General features: G+C 42.4%; 19 protein-coding genes. 5 read left to right on the top strand and 14 right to left on the bottom strand.

Going from position 1 to position 17,250, the window contains the following annotated elements; all coding sequences use genetic code 11:
- Positions 1 to 202: 202 nt before the first annotated feature.
- A complete protein-coding gene (gene ggt / locus K5Q73_RS06805) occupies positions 203 to 1,918 on the bottom strand; it encodes a gamma-glutamyltransferase (protein WP_220759418.1) in 1,716 nt (571 codons plus the stop codon).
- A gap of 455 nt (positions 1,919 to 2,373) precedes the next feature.
- Between ggt and K5Q73_RS06800 the strand changes: the two genes are divergently transcribed.
- The gene (locus K5Q73_RS06800) at positions 2,374 to 3,765 is read left to right on the top strand and encodes a GNAT family N-acetyltransferase (RefSeq protein WP_308443276.1); all 1,392 of its coding nucleotides are present in this window, start codon (positions 2,374 to 2,376) and stop codon (positions 3,763 to 3,765) included.
- 60 nt (positions 3,766 to 3,825) lie between these two features.
- On the opposite strand, the gene K5Q73_RS06795 is transcribed toward K5Q73_RS06800, so the two are convergent.
- The 9 genes from K5Q73_RS06795 to K5Q73_RS06755 all read right to left on the bottom strand — a co-directional run bounded on the left by K5Q73_RS06795 (position 3,826) and on the right by K5Q73_RS06755 (position 9,287).
- Positions 3,826 to 4,110, bottom strand: a complete 285-nt coding sequence (locus tag K5Q73_RS06795) for a hypothetical protein (RefSeq protein ID WP_220759290.1) — start codon at positions 4,108 to 4,110, stop codon at positions 3,826 to 3,828.
- A gap of 30 nt (positions 4,111 to 4,140) precedes the next feature.
- Positions 4,141 to 4,479, bottom strand: coding sequence for a hypothetical protein (locus K5Q73_RS06790; protein WP_220759288.1), 339 nt, complete (start codon positions 4,477 to 4,479; stop codon positions 4,141 to 4,143).
- A 101-nt stretch (positions 4,480 to 4,580) separates the two neighbouring features.
- Positions 4,581 to 4,868, bottom strand: a complete 288-nt coding sequence (locus tag K5Q73_RS06785) for a hypothetical protein (protein ID WP_220759286.1) — start codon at positions 4,866 to 4,868, stop codon at positions 4,581 to 4,583.
- A gap of 91 nt (positions 4,869 to 4,959) precedes the next feature.
- Positions 4,960 to 5,289, bottom strand: coding sequence for a hypothetical protein (locus K5Q73_RS06780; protein ID WP_220759285.1), 330 nt, complete (start codon positions 5,287 to 5,289; stop codon positions 4,960 to 4,962).
- Between the two features lie 289 nt (positions 5,290 to 5,578).
- On the bottom strand, positions 5,579 to 5,950 hold the full coding sequence (locus K5Q73_RS06775; protein WP_220759284.1) for a hypothetical protein: 372 nt from the start codon (positions 5,948 to 5,950) through the stop codon (positions 5,579 to 5,581).
- Between the two features lie 80 nt (positions 5,951 to 6,030).
- On the bottom strand, positions 6,031 to 6,651 hold the full coding sequence (locus K5Q73_RS06770; protein WP_220759282.1) for a LysE family translocator: 621 nt from the start codon (positions 6,649 to 6,651) through the stop codon (positions 6,031 to 6,033).
- A 353-nt stretch (positions 6,652 to 7,004) separates the two neighbouring features.
- Entirely contained in the window at positions 7,005 to 7,736 is a 732-nt protein-coding gene (locus tag K5Q73_RS06765) for a pirin-like bicupin family protein (protein WP_220759280.1), read from the bottom strand.
- Positions 7,737 to 7,804: 68 nt separating this feature from the next.
- On the bottom strand, positions 7,805 to 8,788 hold the full coding sequence (locus tag K5Q73_RS06760; protein ID WP_220759279.1) for a glutathione S-transferase family protein: 984 nt from the start codon (positions 8,786 to 8,788) through the stop codon (positions 7,805 to 7,807).
- 49 nt (positions 8,789 to 8,837) lie between these two features.
- Positions 8,838 to 9,287: a DoxX family protein gene (locus K5Q73_RS06755; protein WP_220759278.1), complete on the bottom strand. Its 450-nt coding sequence runs from the start codon at positions 9,285 to 9,287 to the stop codon at positions 8,838 to 8,840.
- Positions 9,288 to 9,503: 216 nt separating this feature from the next.
- Between K5Q73_RS06755 and K5Q73_RS06750 the strand changes: the two genes are divergently transcribed.
- Entirely contained in the window at positions 9,504 to 10,406 is a 903-nt protein-coding gene (locus tag K5Q73_RS06750) for a LysR substrate-binding domain-containing protein (protein WP_220759277.1), read from the top strand.
- A gap of 166 nt (positions 10,407 to 10,572) precedes the next feature.
- On the opposite strand, the gene hppD is transcribed toward K5Q73_RS06750, so the two are convergent.
- Positions 10,573 to 11,613: a 4-hydroxyphenylpyruvate dioxygenase gene (hppD, locus tag K5Q73_RS06745; RefSeq protein WP_220759276.1), complete on the bottom strand. Its 1,041-nt coding sequence runs from the start codon at positions 11,611 to 11,613 to the stop codon at positions 10,573 to 10,575.
- 77 nt (positions 11,614 to 11,690) lie between these two features.
- On the bottom strand, positions 11,691 to 12,851 hold the full coding sequence (locus K5Q73_RS06740) for a homogentisate 1,2-dioxygenase (protein WP_220759275.1): 1,161 nt from the start codon (positions 12,849 to 12,851) through the stop codon (positions 11,691 to 11,693).
- A 154-nt stretch (positions 12,852 to 13,005) separates the two neighbouring features.
- Between K5Q73_RS06740 and K5Q73_RS06735 the strand changes: the two genes are divergently transcribed.
- Both K5Q73_RS06735 and K5Q73_RS06730 read left to right on the top strand, forming a co-directional pair.
- On the top strand, positions 13,006 to 13,902 hold the full coding sequence (locus tag K5Q73_RS06735; protein ID WP_220759273.1) for a LysR family transcriptional regulator: 897 nt from the start codon (positions 13,006 to 13,008) through the stop codon (positions 13,900 to 13,902).
- 356 nt (positions 13,903 to 14,258) lie between these two features.
- Positions 14,259 to 14,618 (top strand): DUF6508 domain-containing protein, encoded by a 360-nt coding sequence (locus K5Q73_RS06730; RefSeq protein ID WP_220759272.1) that lies wholly within the window; start codon positions 14,259 to 14,261, stop codon positions 14,616 to 14,618.
- Between the two features lie 70 nt (positions 14,619 to 14,688).
- Here the strand turns inward: K5Q73_RS06730 and K5Q73_RS06725 are convergent, their stop codons facing one another.
- Positions 14,689 to 15,681 carry a cytochrome-c peroxidase gene (locus tag K5Q73_RS06725; RefSeq protein WP_220759271.1) on the bottom strand — a complete coding sequence of 331 codons (993 nt, stop codon included), beginning with the start codon at positions 15,679 to 15,681 and terminating at the stop codon, positions 14,689 to 14,691.
- Between the two features lie 253 nt (positions 15,682 to 15,934).
- Positions 15,935 to 16,165 carry a PGPGW domain-containing protein gene (locus K5Q73_RS06720; RefSeq protein ID WP_220759269.1) on the bottom strand — a complete coding sequence of 77 codons (231 nt, stop codon included), beginning with the start codon at positions 16,163 to 16,165 and terminating at the stop codon, positions 15,935 to 15,937.
- 338 nt (positions 16,166 to 16,503) lie between these two features.
- Between K5Q73_RS06720 and K5Q73_RS06715 the strand changes: the two genes are divergently transcribed.
- Positions 16,504 to 17,214 carry an ABC transporter substrate-binding protein gene (locus K5Q73_RS06715; protein WP_259650693.1) on the top strand — a complete coding sequence of 237 codons (711 nt, stop codon included), beginning with the start codon at positions 16,504 to 16,506 and terminating at the stop codon, positions 17,212 to 17,214.
- Positions 17,215 to 17,250: the final 36 nt, after the last annotated feature.

The following is a 17,250-nucleotide window of genomic DNA, read 5'->3' as shown; positions in this document are numbered from 1 at the left end:
CGCAATTTTAAATTGTTTAACTGATTATCTTGTTACGGCTCAACTTAAACTGTTACGGCTAACTTAAACTGTTACGGCTGAAACAGTTACGCCGTATAAATAAAATCGCCCCTTCGATGCGAAATCAAAGGGGCTAGGGGATAGAAAGTGATAAGTCGTTTATACAGGCCGTTTAAACCTCTGTAATCTTAACTCATTGGCTTTAGTAGCCTGCTGTTTCGCTGCCGGCACGGCGTGGATCACTGGAGCCGAAAATGCCTTGCTCAGTCACCATAATCGATTGGGTCGAACCGATGGCATTATTCACCTTCACCTCGTGGCCTTTAGCTTTGAGTAAGCTTTGGGTATCGCGGTTCAGCGTATGCTCAACACGCAGTACGTCTGGTAGCCATTGATGATGTACCCGAGGCGCATAAGTTGCTTCGGCAATATTTAAGTCATGGTCAATCACGTTCATGATGATCTGCATGGTGGTGGTGATAATACGCGAGCCACCGGGGCTGCCTGTGACAATAAACGGCTTACCGTCTTTCATTACAATCGTAGGGCTCATAGAACTTAATGGTCGCTTGTTACCTTGTACGGCATTGGCTTCGCCGCCCACCAAGCCGTAACCATTTGGGGTTCCTGGTTTTGCTGAAAAGTCATCCATCTCATTATTGAGTAAAATGCCGGTGCCTTTTGCCACAAGCCCTGAGCCATAACTAAAGTTTAGGGTGTAGGTATTAGAAACGGCGTTACCCCATTTATCAACCACCGAGTAATGAGTGGTTTGATTGCTCTCGAAAGGGGCAAGTTTGCCTGGTTTAATTTCACTGCTTGGCGTGGCCTTGTTAGGGGAAATTTGTTTGGCGAGTTGCTTTGCGTAATCTTTACTGAGCAGTGCTTTAACTGGCACATCATAAAAGTCTGGATCGCCTAGGTATTCGCTGCGATCAGCATAGGCGCGTTTCATAGCTTCCGTCATCAAATGCAAGGTCGCTGCGGTGTTGTGACCGAGCTCCTTTATTGGGTAACCCTCAAGCATATTAAGCATTTCGATAATATGTATGCCGCCTGATGATGGTGGCGGCATAGAAACAACTTGATAGCCCCGATATTCACCCACCACAGGCTCTCGCTCAACCACCTTATAGTTTTTAAGATCGGCTAAAGTCATGATCCCACCAGCTTCTTGGATCGCATTGACTAGCTTCTGTGCAGTCTCACCTTGGTAAAAGCCTTCGCTACCAGATTTTGCGATAAGTGACAGGGAGTGAGCCAGCTCGGGTTGTTTTAATAACTCACCACTTTGGAAATCACTACCATCTGGCTTGTAAAATATTTCGGCAGAGCTTGGCCATTGGGCGATGCGTCTTTTAAGTCCCGATAATGATGCCTGTAGGTCGGGGGTTACGATAATACCTTCTTTAGCCATCTTAATCGCGGCGCTAGTCACTTGTTTCATGGTCATGGTGCCATATTTTTCAAGCGCAATTTCCATTCCCATCACAGTGCCGGGTACGCCAACAGCTAAGCCGTGCTCACGACTCAGCTTATTATCGGCATCACCGTTTTCATTAAGGAATATATCTCTATGAGCCGAGGAGGGCGCCATTTCGCGATAATCAATGGCAATGGTCTTGTTAGAATCGCTGAGGTGGACCAGCATAAAGCCGCCGCCTCCAATATTACCAGCACGTGGTAGGGTAACCGCTAGACTAAAGCCTACTGCGACAGCCGCATCGACCGCATTACCACCTTGTTTTAAAATTTCTACACCAACCTGTGTCGCGAGTGCTTCTTGACTCGACACCATGCCATGCTTAGCCCAGATAGGTTGAGCGGTGGCGATATGGCTATAAATAGAGCTTTCTTTGGCTTGAACCTGCAGCGGCACACTTGCTGTAATGGTGAGCGTGGTTAAGGGAATTGCCATTGAAATGGTGAAGGCCAATGCTTTAAAGGGATCAGGCTTATATAAATGAGATTTATATGAATGAGGTTTAAGCGGATCAGACTTATATTTAGACCTAGATTTAGACAAGAGAGTCTTTAAAGCGCGCATTTTAAATCCTTTGTATTATCGTTTTCGCTATCGTTATGGCCAAGCCTTAATAGCTTTATTGTTATAGTTTGCAGATAGATGGTTATATTATTGTGGTTATCTATCTAAAGTATTGTGATTTTCTATCTAAAGTATTGTGATTTTCTATCTAGTAAATGCAATGTGACGTTTATCTAAGCTAAATGCAAGGATCGGCTTTAACTGGTGAGTTTGACTTGATTAAGTTTGATTAAGTTATCTGGTTCTACATGCGTAAAAAGCTATTCTGAGTCAGCCGATCCTCTGGGCGGTTACGAAAATATAAAGTTGAAGGTGAAGGTGATAGGGTGAAAGGGAACAAGGCTAATCTTACAGAGCATAGTCATACAGAGCATAGCGATGTTAATCACAATAGTGATGAAAAGGGTCGCGTCGAAGCAAACTGTTCTGAAAACAGCGGCTTTGAGCAAAACAGTATTGAGAAAAACAGTATTGAGAAAAACAGTATTGAGAAAAACAGTATTGAGAAAAACAGTATTGCACCAAGCAGTAGTGAAGCAAATGCCTCAGCCCTTTATGAGGTTGAACTTGTCGATGCGATAGATAAAGTTTCAGCGGATAGCTGGAATGCATTAATGCATGACAACAATCCATTTAACCGTTATGAGTTCTTAGCCGCACTGGAGTCGAGCAAATCTGTTTGCCGGGAAACAGGCTGGACTCCTCTGCATATCGTGATCCGAGGCAGAGCAAATGAGACTGAGGCTGTTATTGCGGTGATGCCCATGTATATCAAAGCGCATTCATACGGTGAGTATGTATTTGATTGGGCCTGGGCGGACGCTTATGAGCGTCATCAACTCGCTTATTATCCTAAACTGGTTAGCTCCATTCCTTTTACTCCGGTAACAGGTATGCGTTTAGGTATGCCTGCAGATTTACCTTCTGAAATACAGCAAACACTTTGGCAGTTAGTGGGCCAAACTTTAAACCGATGTTTGACCGAATATGGCTTTTCAGGTTGGCACTGTTTGTTTCTACCTAAAACTCAATGTGATGATTTTTCCAGACAAGCCAATATGCAACGATTAGGGACGCAGTTTCACTGGTTCAATCGAGACTATAGTGATTTTCAAGCCTTTTTGTCTGCGTTGACTTCAAGAAAACGTAAGGACATAAACAAAGAAAGACAAAAGGTGCAACGGGTTAATTTGTCCTTTGAATTTGTAGAGGGCGCTGATGTTACTGCTGAGCTATGGCAAATTTTCTCTGCCTGTTACCAACAAACCTATGCCAAACGTTCTGGTCACTATGGTTATCTAAATTTGGCCTTCTTCCAAACGTTGGGTGAGAGCATGTCGGAGTCAATAGTCTTGCTGCTCGTGCGTGATCTAAATGAGCAGATCATAGCCTCGGCGCTGTATTTTAAATCTGCGACACATCTATTTGGACGTTACTGGGGGGCATTGACAGAGATAGATGGCTTACATTTTGAAGCCTGTTATTACCAAGGTATCGAGTATTGTATCGCCAATGGGCTAAAGGTGTTTGATGCGGGGGCGCAGGGTGAACACAAGGTACCTAGAGGCTTTGAGCCGATAGAGACGTATTCCAATCATGAGATTGCACATAGTGAATTTAGGTTAGCGATACAGAGCTTCACGCTTCAAGAAGCTGATAACATTAAAACCTATATGCAGCAGTTAAAGTCTAAGCTGCCATATAAGAACAGAGACTAAGTAGGCTCTGTTTTTATAAACTATATATGCCAATAACTTTTCTATTTGCTTATGATTTGGCTATCCCTTCTTGAATCTTGGTTTGCCTATCATAGTGAAACCAATTTCTTTCAAGGTATTAATTAATGTATTAAAGCCTGCCGCATCCTCAATTGGGTGAACTGAGTAGATACAATCAATAGAGCTCAATAGCTTATCTCGCTCTCGCTTAAATTCAGCCGATCGCTTCCAACTCATCACTTCGGCTAGATATTGCCTATTGCTCATCCCTTCATGACCTATATTACAGTTGACTAGTGCTGTACCTGTGGTCATTGAGGTGATTACATATGTCTGATACATCATGCATTCGTCCTTTAATCGGTTACAAGTAGGTTAGTTGAAGGCTACGGCGTTAAAACCACGTAGTATCATGTAATTTTTGATCTTGGGTGACTGGATATTTTTATCTTCAATGAGTAATGGATAAAAAATATTAGGGTTAGCGACCTGATTGCCAAATAGAACGATGCCATTGGCGCTTGTTTTTATGGCGGTTATTTCATATTTAAATTCAAGCATTCGCTTTTTATTAATAACAAATACCGAGTCGCCTATTTTTGCTTGCTCTAAGTCTACGTAGCCATGCTGATGTGGTTGAAGGTCAAAGATTGCCCCCTCACCATAAATACCAACATGGTCACGATTTCCTTTATTGTTAACTAGGTAGTTCATTGTTAATCCTTGAAGTCGAGTTGGTCGTAGGACGATGTTTTTAAACAGTCATGCTACAAAATCACCTTGTTGATTTAATGCTATTAATGAAGGCTTAATCATTATCTGACAACGGCTCGACCAATAACTGCAGCTGTCGCCTTGAGGAAGCTGGTATCGGCATAATTACCAGAGCAAAGTGTGTCGTACAGGCTTGCATCCTCAGCTTTGTCTTTATGTGTTACTGCAGCCAATGCTGTTCTAGCTGCAGTGACTTGTGCGTTGGCATTATTTAACGAGTGATCTAATAAACGATTAAACCTGTTTAAAGTTTGCTGCCGTTCCTCGGCTAAACGTTGCTTGTTTAATGCGCTTGCTAGGTTTGCTTTAAGAGTAACGATACTATTCATATTGGCCTTGATTGCTTATATCTGCTGTTATCAGACATACCAGTTAACTGAGTAACCGCTCAGGATTTTAAGTTGACACAACACGGGTTTATTAAGGTTTGGATAGGGATCTGAGTTTTACTGATTCAGCTTTAGCTGCCTTCAACCCTTCAATCAGCCTATCTACTTGTGCATCGTTTAGGCAGTATAGGGATACAATATCAACGGCATACTCACCAATGGCTGTTAGATTCACTCCACCTTTAGGGCAAAGAACAGGAGCCATGTAGGCTGCGACATAGACAGATGAACTGTTTGCATTGACTGATACTTTTTTGCCCTCAACCGTCATGGCGAAGGAACTTATTGAGGCAAGTAAGCCTGCAGCAAGCATTAAACGAGTTATAGCTTGCACTAAACTTAGGTTAAATAATTTACACATGTTGCTGGTTTCTCAAGATTGCAGGTAACTGTAGGTAAGTATACAGGTGTTTAGCTGTGAGTTTCAAGACATGTGTCTAGCTGGTTGTAGGTGCTTGCTTGCTTGCTTGCTTGTTTTGTTATGGCTATAGGGGAAAGCGGTTAGCTAGGGCTGTCCAATAAAGTTGACTAAAGCTCTAACTTAATCTAAATAAATTCTTCGAAGGTAAATAGGCCTATAAGCATAAAAATGCCAAGCATTGTGCTTGGCATCATTTATAGACCTTGTTTAAAGCCTGAATTGATTAGCTTTAATTGTTGAGCTGCTGGCGAATTGAAGAAGATAACTTGTGCACCCACTTATTATAGTTTCGGTGGATCTCTCCATTGTTGTAATTTAGATTCGTGCTATCAACATAGTCGATATTATAAAAATGCTCGTTATAGCTAATTCGGACATGCGCCTTATGGGAGCGGACCGTTATGTAGGCATCAATGATGTTATTTTCGCCTTTGACTGGTGTCCAGCCTTTGGCTTTACAGCCGTTAATTATCGCTGTTTCTATCGATTGACTACTATTGGTAGGTATAGGCTCCTGAGTCAGGTTGGTTAGTTTGACCGAGGTACAAGCAGATAAAGATAACGCACTTAATAGTAAAATCAGAAACTTTAATGACTTCATTAGGTTCACCCTTTGGTGTTAGCTTAAAATCTATGTTAATCAATAATTTAATATGCGATTGGTTGGAGTTGGTGTGAGGCTTAGCCTAGGGCAAGCCAAACGCCGACGCCAATCATCAAGCTGCCTGCAATACGGTTCATCCACTTGATGTTATCGCCACGGCTTAAGAAAATTCTTAAGCTTTTACCACCAGCAGCATAAGCCATCATGCTAATTAACTCGGTAAATAAAATGATACTGACAAGGGCGATAAGTTGCGGGGCAACATCGCGTTCAACACTGATAAAGGGCGGCAGTAGCGACACCATAAACGCCCAGCCTTTAGGGTTGGCGATTGCAGTGAAAAAACCTTGAGAGATCAGTTCAATATTACCGACGCTAGATGTTTGCTGGCCTTCTACAATGGCCATTTTTCCGCGAGCTCGCCACATGTTGAAACCAATATAACAAAGGTAAAGTCCGCCGAGCCATTTAAGCACTGAGAATAGCTCAGGATAATTAAGCATAATGCTGGCAACGCCCATCACAGCAGCCACAGCCACTAAGGCAACACCGACAAGCTCACCTAGCATCATCCATAGGGTGCGACGAAAGCCGATACTCATCCCTAATGTCATAGCAAGCGTCATGCACATGCCTGGGGTAATAGATACAAAGAAGAAGGTGGGTAGAAATACCGCTAATAAAGTTAAGTCTGGCATTATTTAGTTTATATCGAGATTAATCGAGCATGGATTGAAAAGGGGCACAGTGTAGAGAATAAACCTAACTTAGGGTAGAGCTGAGATCATAAAATACAGCCGAGAGGTAGGTTTTTAGCAATATAGAGCAGCTTGTGGGCCTGGCTAGGGTTAACGCCGTCACTATTTGTGTTGCGCCCTTATATAAATGCAGTCTTTCACTACTAATATCGCCACCAATGTCAGTAATAATACCAGCAGTAATGTTAGCGAGGTGCTATCAAGTCAGTGGCCCTATTTTCAAAGTGAAATAGGGCAGATGTTTAAAATTTTGCAGCGCACAAGAGTTGATTTTAAGCGCCGTAATCACTTGGCTAATCTATGGTATCAATAATAATGATTTCACAATCGGTTGTCGCGTTTATAAAAATGGACTTTGCCTGGGTGACTTCTGCGCCATCACCTTTATTCATGGATGTTTTTTCCATGTTGCCATCCGAGAGTTCTAGAATGTCAAACATACCACTTGAGGCTAAAATGTATGCCTGATGGTGAATGTGATGCTCTATCATTGCCCCCAGGGCTAATCTGCCACCATAGATCCGTGCTTCTTGGTTGATAAAAAGCGGCTTAGTCTCTCTCTTGCTCTTATCCTCATTATATCCTGATACCAATAATGTTAGTGACTCTTGCTGCTGCGTAGGGAATTTTTGACTTTCCCAGCGAGGCTTAACATTTTGTTTATTGGTCTCAATCCAAATTTGATAAAGGGTTAATGGGTCTTTGCTGCGATTATATTCCGAGTGCACTATACCTGAGCCAGCACTCATGACTTGTACCTCACCCGCTGCTGTGATCCCTTTGTTTCCGCTACTGTCTTGATGGGTAATCGCACCTGAGCGAATAAAGCTGATAATCTCCATATTCCGGTGTGGGTGAGGTGGAAAGCCCATGCCAGCTTCAACCCAATCATCATTGACAACAAGGAGTTTACCAAAGCCCGTACGGGCAGGATTATAGTAATGAGCAAAGCTAAAGTGATGTTTAGCTTTGAGCCAGCCATGGTTAGCTTGACCTAAACTGTTATAGGGGTAGTGTTTGAGCATAAGGTTTCCTCAAGTTTGAGTTATATGCGGAACAAATAATATGTTGGGCATATATTTGCTCGTAAGAGTTAGCTAAATTGCTTATCTCTTCCATGAGCAAGGGTCCAATCTTGTTTATGGGCTATTGGGACAATGCCGTAGGGGTTTATCGCTAAATGGCTCGCATAGTAATGGCGTTTTATATGTGCTTGATTAACGGTTTTAGCAATATTCGGCATTTGGTATAGCTCTAACATAAAGCGATAAAGATTATTGTATTGCTCGATGAGCTTTAGGTTACATTTAAAGTGGGTGTGATAAACCGAATCAAAACGTACCAAGGTAACCCACAAGCGCCAGTCCGCTTCTGTCAGTTCGTCTCCTGTTAAATACCGCTGTGTTGATAGCTTACTCTCAAGCTGTTCAAGTGCCGAAAATAGGGCGCTAACATTTTTATCATAGGCTTCTTGGGTCGTCGCAAAACCTGTTTTGTACACGCCATTATTAATTGTGTGGTAAACCCGCTCGTTCTCGAGGTCAATTTGTTCCCGTAAATGCTCAGGATAAAAATCAAGTGTATTGCCGGTAATGTCATTAAAAGCACTATTGAACATGCGAATGATTTCTGATGATTCATTGTTAACTATGACGTTGTTTTGCTTGTCCCATAAAATAGGTACACTATTCACTCCACTGTAATTGGGGTCTTGAGAGAGATATTTATCAGCAATATAGCGATCCCCGTATAACTCATCACCTGTTGTGCCATAAAGCTGTGCTGATGCATCATCATGCTTAAAGCTCCAGCCTTTGTCATGCATATCGGGATGTACAACACTTACGCTAATTAAACTCTCTAAGCCTTTTAGCTGGCGGAAAACCAAGGTGCGGTGCGCCCATGGGCAAGCAAGTGATACGTATAAATGATAACGGTCTGCTTCTGCTTTAAATCCTCCATGCCCGCTAATGCCGGCACTGCCATCTGGGGTTATCCAATGTCTAAATTGTGACTCTTTACGCTGATACTCGCCATTTTTGATACTGCTGTTCCAGCTGTTCTTTACTGATGTCATGGTAGGAGCCTCGAGTTTAAAATAAGTGGTTTTTTGCTTATACATTTGATTAAGTCAAACGCTGTGCAACTGCACTATCTAGAGACAGTTTGCCTGCGCCACTAAACATTAATGAGATTGATATAGCGACCAATGTCAGCGCGAACTCGTAACCATTGTTTGCCATGAATAAGCCGTTATCAAGATGGGCAGTCACAATAGCGACTAGCATAGTGATAGCTAACACAAAGCTGGTTGGTCTGGTCAGCAAGCCGACTATTAATAAGATACCGCCGAAAAACTCCACGCTGCCGGCCATTAATGCCATTAAGTAACCGGGCGTTAGTCCAATAGACTCCATCCATTGCCCCGTTCCTTCTAAACCATAGCCGCCAAACCAAGCAAATAGTTTTTGCGCGCCATGAGCCATAAAAATGATCCCAGCAATGAAGCGTAGTGGTAGTGCTGAGATAGATTGTTCAGTTTTAGTGATGATGAGAGCAATGCTTTTGATGTTCATGATTTCCACCTTAATCGTATTTTAATGTCGTTTGTTATTCAGCCATTGATAGTGGCTGTTTGTTAATATGTCACTATTGTATAAATTGAATAATTGTTGAATAACCCCTAATATTTGCTTTGTTTGTTCAAAAAAACTGAACAATGGGTATGAGCTATAAGTGGCTCACTTTTGGCGACATAAAAACTTGGCTTAAAAGTAATGAAGGGCTCAACAATGAATACACCCCCGCTGAGTATCGAAGCATTATTGGTCTTAGATGCGATTGAACATAGAGGTAGTTATGCCGCAGCAGCGGAGCAATTAAATAAAGTTCCTTCTGCACTTTCTTACATAGTGCAAAAGCTAGAAGATCAGTTAGGGGTAACCTTGTTTGTCCGACAAGGAAGGCGAGCCGTGCTCACCCCAGCAGGTAAGCATTTATTAGTGGAAGGCCGTAAGCTGATATCTGCAATCAATATGTTGTCAGAGCAAACACAAACCATCGCCAATGGCTGGGAGCCCAAAATTCGAATCGCTTGTGACTCAATTATTGATATCAATCCTGTATTTACTGTCATACAAGCCTTTTTATCTGAACATCAAAGCATTGAAATTGATGTGCAAGAAGAGGTTATGAATGGCACTTGGGAAGCATTAATTGAAGATAAAGTTGATTTAGTGATTGGTGCGCCAGCTCCGGTACCTAATCACAAAGGGATCAGAGCCATAAAGACTGGGGAGTTAAACAGTGTATTGGTAGTAGCTAAGTCCCATGCGCTTGCAGCCAAGCTATTACAGGTTAAAGAGCCGATTCAAGCGAGTGAACTCAGTCAATATCGAAACATTATTGTACATGACACGGCGAAACATGAAATTCCATGGTCAGCTAATTTGCTCCAAGGCAGTCAACATTTTTATGTGAGTTCTATTATGCAAAAAATTGCTGCGATTCTTGCTGGAATAGGCATTGGTCACTTACCACAATCTATGGCTCACCCCTACCTTGCATCTGGAGACTTGCTTGCAATTAAGCTAGAAGAAAATCCTGCAGCTCAAGAGTTGTTCATGGCGTGGAAAATAACCAATAAAGGGAAAGGGTTGAATAGGTTAAAAGCGATGTTACTAGATGAAAAATAACCCAAATGCTTGAATGAGCAAATTTATATGAAAGCTCATGTGGTAAAAGTGCTAGCAACACAAGGTTAAAAGCAGCAGCCCAAGCGCTTTAGCGATTGGGCTACTGCCAGTTTGCGTACTCTCAGCCTTTGTGTGCTGAGTCGCTTTAGTACTAAATCATTTTAAGTTAAAGCACGCCGCGGCGTTTTTGATCACGCTCTATCGACTCAAACAGTGCGGTAAAGTTACCTTCACCAAAACCGAGATTGTTTTTGCGCTGAATGATCTCGATAAAAATTGGCCCAAATAGGTTCTTAGTAAAGATCTGCAGTAGGTAACCTTCTTCATCGCCGTCGACCAGAATTTGGTGATGTTTAATGCGGTCACGATCTTCGGTAACTTGTGGCAGCTTGTCAAAGATGGTGTCGTAATACTCTGGGATGATATCTAAAGTTTGAATCGATGAGCCTTCCATCGCATCGAGTGAGCTGACGATGTCGCGACTTCTAAAGGCAAGGTGCTGCACGCCTGGGCCATCGTATTCACGTAAGTATTCATCAATCTGGTTCTTATCGTTGCCTTTACCTTCATTAATCGGAATACAGAAGCTGCCATCAGGTGAGCGCAGAGCGTAAGAGATTAGGGCTGTTTGCGAGCCTTTAATGTCAAAGTAACGCACTTCGGTAAAGCCAAAGATATCTTTATAGAAATTAGACCAATACTCCATGGTGCCTTTGTAGACGTTGTTGGTGAGATGGTCGACTTCAATAAAACCTTTCTCTTGCACAATCACTTGCTCATCTAGGTCTTCAAAATCGGTCGCATAAATATTATCGTTTTCGCCGAAGGTATCGATAAAGTAAATCAAGCTATCGCCAATGCCATAAATTGCAGGGTAAGGCATATCTTTTGCTGCGTCATCGGCAGGTTTCGCGCCGCGAGCTACCGCGCCTTCAAAGGCAAACTGCGCGTCTTCAACCCGCCAGCCCATTGAACATATTGCTGGGCCGTGACTTTTAGCAAACTCAGCCGAAAACCCTTTGCGTTCGGTATTTAAAAGGAAGTTAATATCATTCTGTTTATAGTACAAAATCTCTTTAGACTTTGACTTTTTCAGCAATGAAAAGCCGAAATCAATAAAGACTTGATGCATGAAGTCTTGTTCGGGTGTCGCAAACTCAGTGAATTCGATACCGAGTAGGCCCAGTGGGTTTTGTTCGCTTGCCATTGTTATTTCCTCTGTCAATTTGTTGCTACATACCAGCCACTCTGTCGATGGCTTAAAGTCTTGAAAAAATCGTTTTGTTAGCTTTCAATCCAAGAGCGGTTGTAGTCCTTGCTCATGCAATGCTTTACATGTTCGGTTAGTTTCAGTGGGGCGAATGTATCGACCATCACTGCGTATTCGTAGGTTTCGGTTTTACCAATAGAGGCTTCCGTTTTGCCCGGTTGTGGGCCGTGGGGCACGCCTTTTTGATGCAGCGTCATAAAGCCTGCTTCTATGCCCGTGCGGCTCATAAAGTCGCCATCGACGTAATAAAGCACTTCATCGCTGTCTATATTGCTGTGATAGTAAGGCGCTGGGATTGACTCTGGATGGAAGTCATATGGGCGCGGTACAAAGTTACAGATCACAAAGTTGTGCGCGCTAAAGACTATGTGGTCAGACGGCGGTAGATGGATTTTGCCAACCTTAGGGGCATACTCTTGAATATTAAAGGCCCAAGGGTAAACGCAGCCGTCCCAGCCCACTAAATCAAAAGGATGCCACTCAAGAGATGTCAGTTGATACTTATCGCCAAATTTGCAGATAAGAGGGAAGTCACCTTGTTCAACGATGGCATCTTTTAGTTCTGGAGTACGAATGTCTCGCTCGCAATAGGGGGCAGACTCAAGCATCTGGCCATATTCATTACGAAAATGCTTTGGGACTTCCACCATTGATGAAGATTCGATAACAAATAAGCGAACATTGCTATAGTCATCGAACTTTAGTTGGTAGGTGGTGCCGCGAGGGATCACTAAGTAGTCCCATTTTTTCACTTCAAGCGCGCCATATTCACTATAGAGAGTGCCTTGCCCTTCGTGAACAAATACCACTTCATCGGCATAAGCATTACGGTAAAACTCATCACACTCTTCGCTGACCTTGGCCGTGTACATAGCCACATCATTGTTAAAGAATATCTTATTACGGCTACTAAAAAAGTTACCGCCGCTGTCGGCTTGCTTGGTATCTAACTTATAGTTTTGTACTAATGAGTCCTGCCAATCTTCGCCATGAGATAAGCTATAAGAGCTAACCGCTAATGCCTTAGTCGGCATGTTGTGATGATACTTATTGGAATAGATATTGGAAAAGCCATGGGTGGAGAAAAGCTCTTCACGGAAGAGTTCCCCATTGTCTTTTTTAAAGGTGGTATGGCGCTTAGCGGGCACAATACCTTGCTTCACATAAGATGGCATATTCGCTTTCCTTCGGTGCTCAAGCGCACGCATTAAAATAATAATGTGATCTAAGTTCAATTTAGTTGCTTGAATGAACAAAAAAAAGAATAATAATTAGCCTATCTTAATCATATTTTTAGATGGTAATTTATTGTTTACGTTGGAGGGTTAAATGCGTATTGATGTAGATGCTTTTAAGGTGTTGCAGGTTTTAGTTGAAGAAGGCAGTTTCGCTAAGGCTGCTGAGCGTTTGCACAAGGCCCAGTCTGCAGTAAGTTATCAAGTGAAAAAGCTTGAGCAGCACTTAGGTGTAAACCTTTTTTGTCGGGATCAGTATCGGGCAGAGTTAACCCCTGAGGGAAAAGTTATTTTGGCCGAGGGGCAAAGATTGCTGCAGTACCTCGCGAATATTGAACATCTAGCCAGTCGATTTAGCGAAGGCTGGGAGCCTAAGCTGGAAATTATCATCGACGGAGCCCTGCCTATGAAGCCCATTATGAGAGCATTGAAACGCCTTTCTGAGCAGCAGATCCCCACAAAGGTCCAGCTTAATATGGAGTTTCTGGGGGGCGTGCAAGATAGGTTCGAGCGAGATAGTGCCGATTTGATGCTGGTTAAAGACTATCGCACCGGTCCCAGTTACCGTCCTCAAGCGTTACCGCCAATCACCAGTGTTTTAGTTGTCAGCGCTGAACATGCGTTAGCTCAAGAAAAAGGCCTTAGTTTATTTGAGCTGCAGCAACATGTGGAGCTAACCATTGAAGACTCATCGCCAGATAAGCACTACCGTGACGAGTTACAGTTTGGTGGCGATAAAGTGTTTTACCTTTCAGGTTTTATTATGAAGAAGAATGCACTCTTGATGGGGCTAGGCTTTGGTTGGATGCCAGATTTTTTGATTGAACAAGAGCTTGCTAGTGGGGAGTTAGTGGCTGTGGATTTTAATGGCGGTAATCGTTATAGCTTTACTCCTCAACTGGTTTCAACCATGGAGCGGCCTCTTGGTCGAGCTGGTCGTCTATTTACGGATTTAGTTTTGGAGGAATTTAGCTGTGAAAAAGCTCAGTAATGAGTGAGTATTGAATGAGTACTGAAACAAGTTGAGGCTAACGCCAAAGCGTTAATGCAGATTGCGTGGATAAATGCGAATTTGTTTTTATTTTGCTTATACCTTTGGTGCGCGATTTGTTGCTACTGGGTTTTAAGGTATTAATCTTCAAGATAACAAAGTGGCTGATGTAATCATAAACCTCTGACTTTACGCCTTATAAGCGTCTTAGGCTGTTAAGTTTGGGTTCAGTTTCATTCAATTAGAATGAGCTTATCAAAACTTGGTACAGCAAATGCAGCTTTAAGAGTGTGGCCCTAATAGGGCAGAAATTAAATTTAAAGGCACTCAGTACCTAGGTTAGCTGGAGGTTAAAGATGAACAACTCTACTTTACATGGTTACGTGTCGAGCCTATACACTCAGTACGCGAATGACCTTAAATTAGGTGAGCATTTTGTTTCTGATAAGCGATTGCAAGAGTTTGTGACTGATTTGGAAACAAGCGGAATTTTGTTAGGCAAGTTTAACTGGGATGAATGGTATCAAAATAGCCATATGGTTGATCGCCCTGAATATATAGCCGAGGCATCATTCTATGAATGTCAGTTACTGTTAACGGCAATGGCGAGGATTGATAGATTCAGTCCAGGTATTTTAAGCAATATGCGCTGCCAAGGGGTATTAATTGCTATTTTAGAGCGTTTTCAAAGCCTTCATTATAAACAAGCGATTTGAACTGCTGAATAAATAGAAAGAGCCGCTTCTCGCGGCTCTTTTCGATCCTTACACTTTAAGGAGTCTTGATTTAGTCTTCGAATGGAACAGGGCGAGGCGTGTTCTTGTTCGATGGCGGTAGGATAGGCAATACGATTTGTGGCTGCTCACCTGTTAAAGAGTTGAGGAATGCGACCATCTCTTTCACTTCTTTATCCGACAGTTTTTGCCCAAGCTGAATGTCAGCCATGGTGTTAACCGCTTCTTCTAGCTCCCAAACGCTGCCGTCATGGAAGTACGGGTAGGTTAGCTCGATGTTACGTAGCGTAGGCACCTTGAATACAAACTTATCGGCTTCTTTACCCGTTACGCCTTTTCTGCCAGTCGCTGGGTTATTAGTGTGGAATGGCTTAACGAGACCCATCTTCATATACATGGTGCCGCCAACGGCTGGGCCGTTATGACAGCTCACGCAGCCTTTATCTTTAAATAACTGGTAACCGGCTTTAGCTTGCTCGCTAATTGCAGCTTTGTCACCTTGAAGATATAGATCGAATGGTGCATTCGGTGTGACAAGTGTTTTCTCGAATTCTGCAATCGCATCGGTGATCATATCTATGCTGATCTTTTTCGAGTCATAGACTTTTTCAAAGCGTGCTTGGTATGCAGGCATAGATCGTACAGTATCAACAGCCAGTTCATGGCTAAAGCCCATCTCTTTCGGGTTAGCAATCGGTCCAGCTGCTTGTTCTTTAAGATCTTTGGCTCGGCCATCCCAGAACTGTGCTAAACCATATTCGGCATTGAGAACAGTTGGAGAGTTAATAGGACCTTCTTGCCAGTTATGGCCAATAGATGTTGGCAGTGCATCAACGCCACCAGTAGATAAATTGTGGCAAGAGTTACAAGAAATAAAGCCTGATTTTGATAATCTTGGTTCAAAGAATAGCATCTTTCCAAGTTCTACTTTTTCAGGGTTGGTGATAACCGCCGCAGGGATGATCTCGATAGGTTCGTTAGCGGCATTTGCACCGACAGAGAGTGTCGAAAGTAGCGCGATGGAAAGTAAACTAAGCTTGTTCATAATGGCCTCAAGTAAACATTGCTGTTTGTAGGGTTAATTTATGAAGCTATAGTAATGACCTTTGCAAAAATAATATAACGCTTTGTTTCGATTAGGACTATCGTGGATTTGGATTAATTATTTGCGATAAAGATCGCAGACAGACTACCTAATGATAGGTAGGTTAGGTTGAGAGTTAACTTTTTATCGTTTTCCTTAATCGACGTCAGCGGTCAATCGAGAAAAAAACGCTTAAGAACAGAAACAAAGCGAACTATTTTTTGCTTAATCTACGCAGTAATATTTTCCTATCTATCCAGCGAGCCGTTTTACTCATATGAGCCTGACTCTTTTTAAGCCAGTGGCGTGCCCATGCATACTCTAGGCTAAGAACAGCAAGGCCAATAGGCAGTAACAGCCAAGCAGGCCCTGGGAGCACAAGCAATAATGCGCCAGCGATTGTTAAGCTGCCACCGACAAATGTAATAACGGCTTTTTTTATCATCTTTTTACCTCTAACTTAGTCTGTCGCTATTTGTTACTACTTATCAGTGTAAACCAAAGTAAAAGTAACCATTTGTGTTAATTGTAACAAAGACTCCTGTTGAATAATTTTGCTTATTTAGCCAAGAGTCGGCGACGTATTGCGGCTGTAAGCTTGGTGTTATCACAGCTTTTGACTAAAATTTTGGGTAGGTTAAGCAAAACTCTTACTGAGCGGTAAATATTCATTAACGGCTTTAGTAGTAAGTACAAAGGCACTATGTGATCTCGGGTAAAAGGCTGTTAAAGAAGTTCAGAGCCATTTTCGCTAGCTTTTATAGAAGACTAGTAAGCGTTAGCTTGTGCCTTAGTTTTATCCTCTTCTCTAGCAACATACACGCAGAAACCTTGTATCTAGCTTCATTACATTGGCCACCTTTTGCAGGTGAACAGCTAAAAAACCAAGGAGCTTGTATTGCTATTACCAAAGCCGCATTAGAGGCCGTTGGGCACACTGTGGTTGTAGACTTCTTTCCTTGGAGCCGTGCAGTAAGAATGGCGTCACGAAACGATTCAAAATACTTGGGTTACTTGCCTGAATACAATTATCCGACGCAGAAGTTTGTTTTTTCTGAGCCCATGGGACGCAGCGCACTTGGGCTTGTGGAGCGTAAATCTCATCCTATTAGCTGGATTGAGCAAAAGGATTTAAACCAATATACGATTGGGGTTGTGCAAGACTATGTCAATACGGCAGAGATTGATGCCATGATGATTAAAGGTAGCCAACCTTTTGAAGCGGTCGCTTCAGATGTACACAATGTTAATAAGGTGCTCACAGGCCGAATTGACGCTGCAATTATTGATGAACATGTACTTAAATATATTTTGTCACAGCCAAATATGCAGCAAGTTAAACATAAACTGCAGTTTAATAAAAAGCGTTTAACCTACAAAGAATTGTTTATTGCATTTAAAAATAATCAGCAAGGTCATGTATGGCGAGAGCGTTTTAATCAAGGGCTGACACAAATTAATGTGCAAGCGATCTTGGCTGAACATATTGATTAATCCTGTCATTTTTCTGTCTAAAATATGACGCAATTT

Origin of the sequence: Shewanella sp. MBTL60-112-B2 (assembly GCF_019655055.1) — a bacterium.
Taxonomy (GTDB): domain Bacteria; phylum Pseudomonadota; class Gammaproteobacteria; order Enterobacterales; family Shewanellaceae; genus Shewanella.
The sequence above is the reverse complement of the archived record's forward strand: the minus strand, read 5'-3'. Positions and strand labels throughout refer to the sequence as shown.

Coding starts and splice junctions, on each gene's coding strand:
- ggt (WP_220759418.1), bottom strand. CDS start 1,918: ATGGCAATTCCCTTAACCACGCTCACCATTACAGCAAGTGTGCCGCTG.
- K5Q73_RS06795 (WP_220759290.1), bottom strand. CDS start 4,110: ATGATGTATCAGACATATGTAATCACCTCAATGACCACAGGTACAGCA.
- K5Q73_RS06790 (WP_220759288.1), bottom strand. CDS start 4,479: ATGAACTACCTAGTTAACAATAAAGGAAATCGTGACCATGTTGGTATT.
- K5Q73_RS06785 (WP_220759286.1), bottom strand. CDS start 4,868: ATGAATAGTATCGTTACTCTTAAAGCAAACCTAGCAAGCGCATTAAAC.
- K5Q73_RS06780 (WP_220759285.1), bottom strand. CDS start 5,289: ATGTGTAAATTATTTAACCTAAGTTTAGTGCAAGCTATAACTCGTTTA.
- K5Q73_RS06775 (WP_220759284.1), bottom strand. CDS start 5,950: ATGAAGTCATTAAAGTTTCTGATTTTACTATTAAGTGCGTTATCTTTA.
- K5Q73_RS06770 (WP_220759282.1), bottom strand. CDS start 6,651: ATGCCAGACTTAACTTTATTAGCGGTATTTCTACCCACCTTCTTCTTT.
- K5Q73_RS06765 (WP_220759280.1), bottom strand. CDS start 7,736: ATGCTCAAACACTACCCCTATAACAGTTTAGGTCAAGCTAACCATGGC.
- K5Q73_RS06760 (WP_220759279.1), bottom strand. CDS start 8,788: ATGACATCAGTAAAGAACAGCTGGAACAGCAGTATCAAAAATGGCGAG.
- K5Q73_RS06755 (WP_220759278.1), bottom strand. CDS start 9,287: ATGAACATCAAAAGCATTGCTCTCATCATCACTAAAACTGAACAATCT.
- K5Q73_RS06750 (WP_220759277.1), top strand. CDS start 9,504: ATGAATACACCCCCGCTGAGTATCGAAGCATTATTGGTCTTAGATGCG.
- hppD (WP_220759276.1), bottom strand. CDS start 11,613: ATGGCAAGCGAACAAAACCCACTGGGCCTACTCGGTATCGAATTCACT.
- K5Q73_RS06740 (WP_220759275.1), bottom strand. CDS start 12,851: ATGCCATCTTATGTGAAGCAAGGTATTGTGCCCGCTAAGCGCCATACC.
- K5Q73_RS06735 (WP_220759273.1), top strand. CDS start 13,006: ATGCGTATTGATGTAGATGCTTTTAAGGTGTTGCAGGTTTTAGTTGAA.
- K5Q73_RS06730 (WP_220759272.1), top strand. CDS start 14,259: ATGAACAACTCTACTTTACATGGTTACGTGTCGAGCCTATACACTCAG.
- K5Q73_RS06725 (WP_220759271.1), bottom strand. CDS start 15,681: ATGAACAAGCTTAGTTTACTTTCCATCGCGCTACTTTCGACACTCTCT.
- K5Q73_RS06720 (WP_220759269.1), bottom strand. CDS start 16,165: ATGATAAAAAAAGCCGTTATTACATTTGTCGGTGGCAGCTTAACAATC.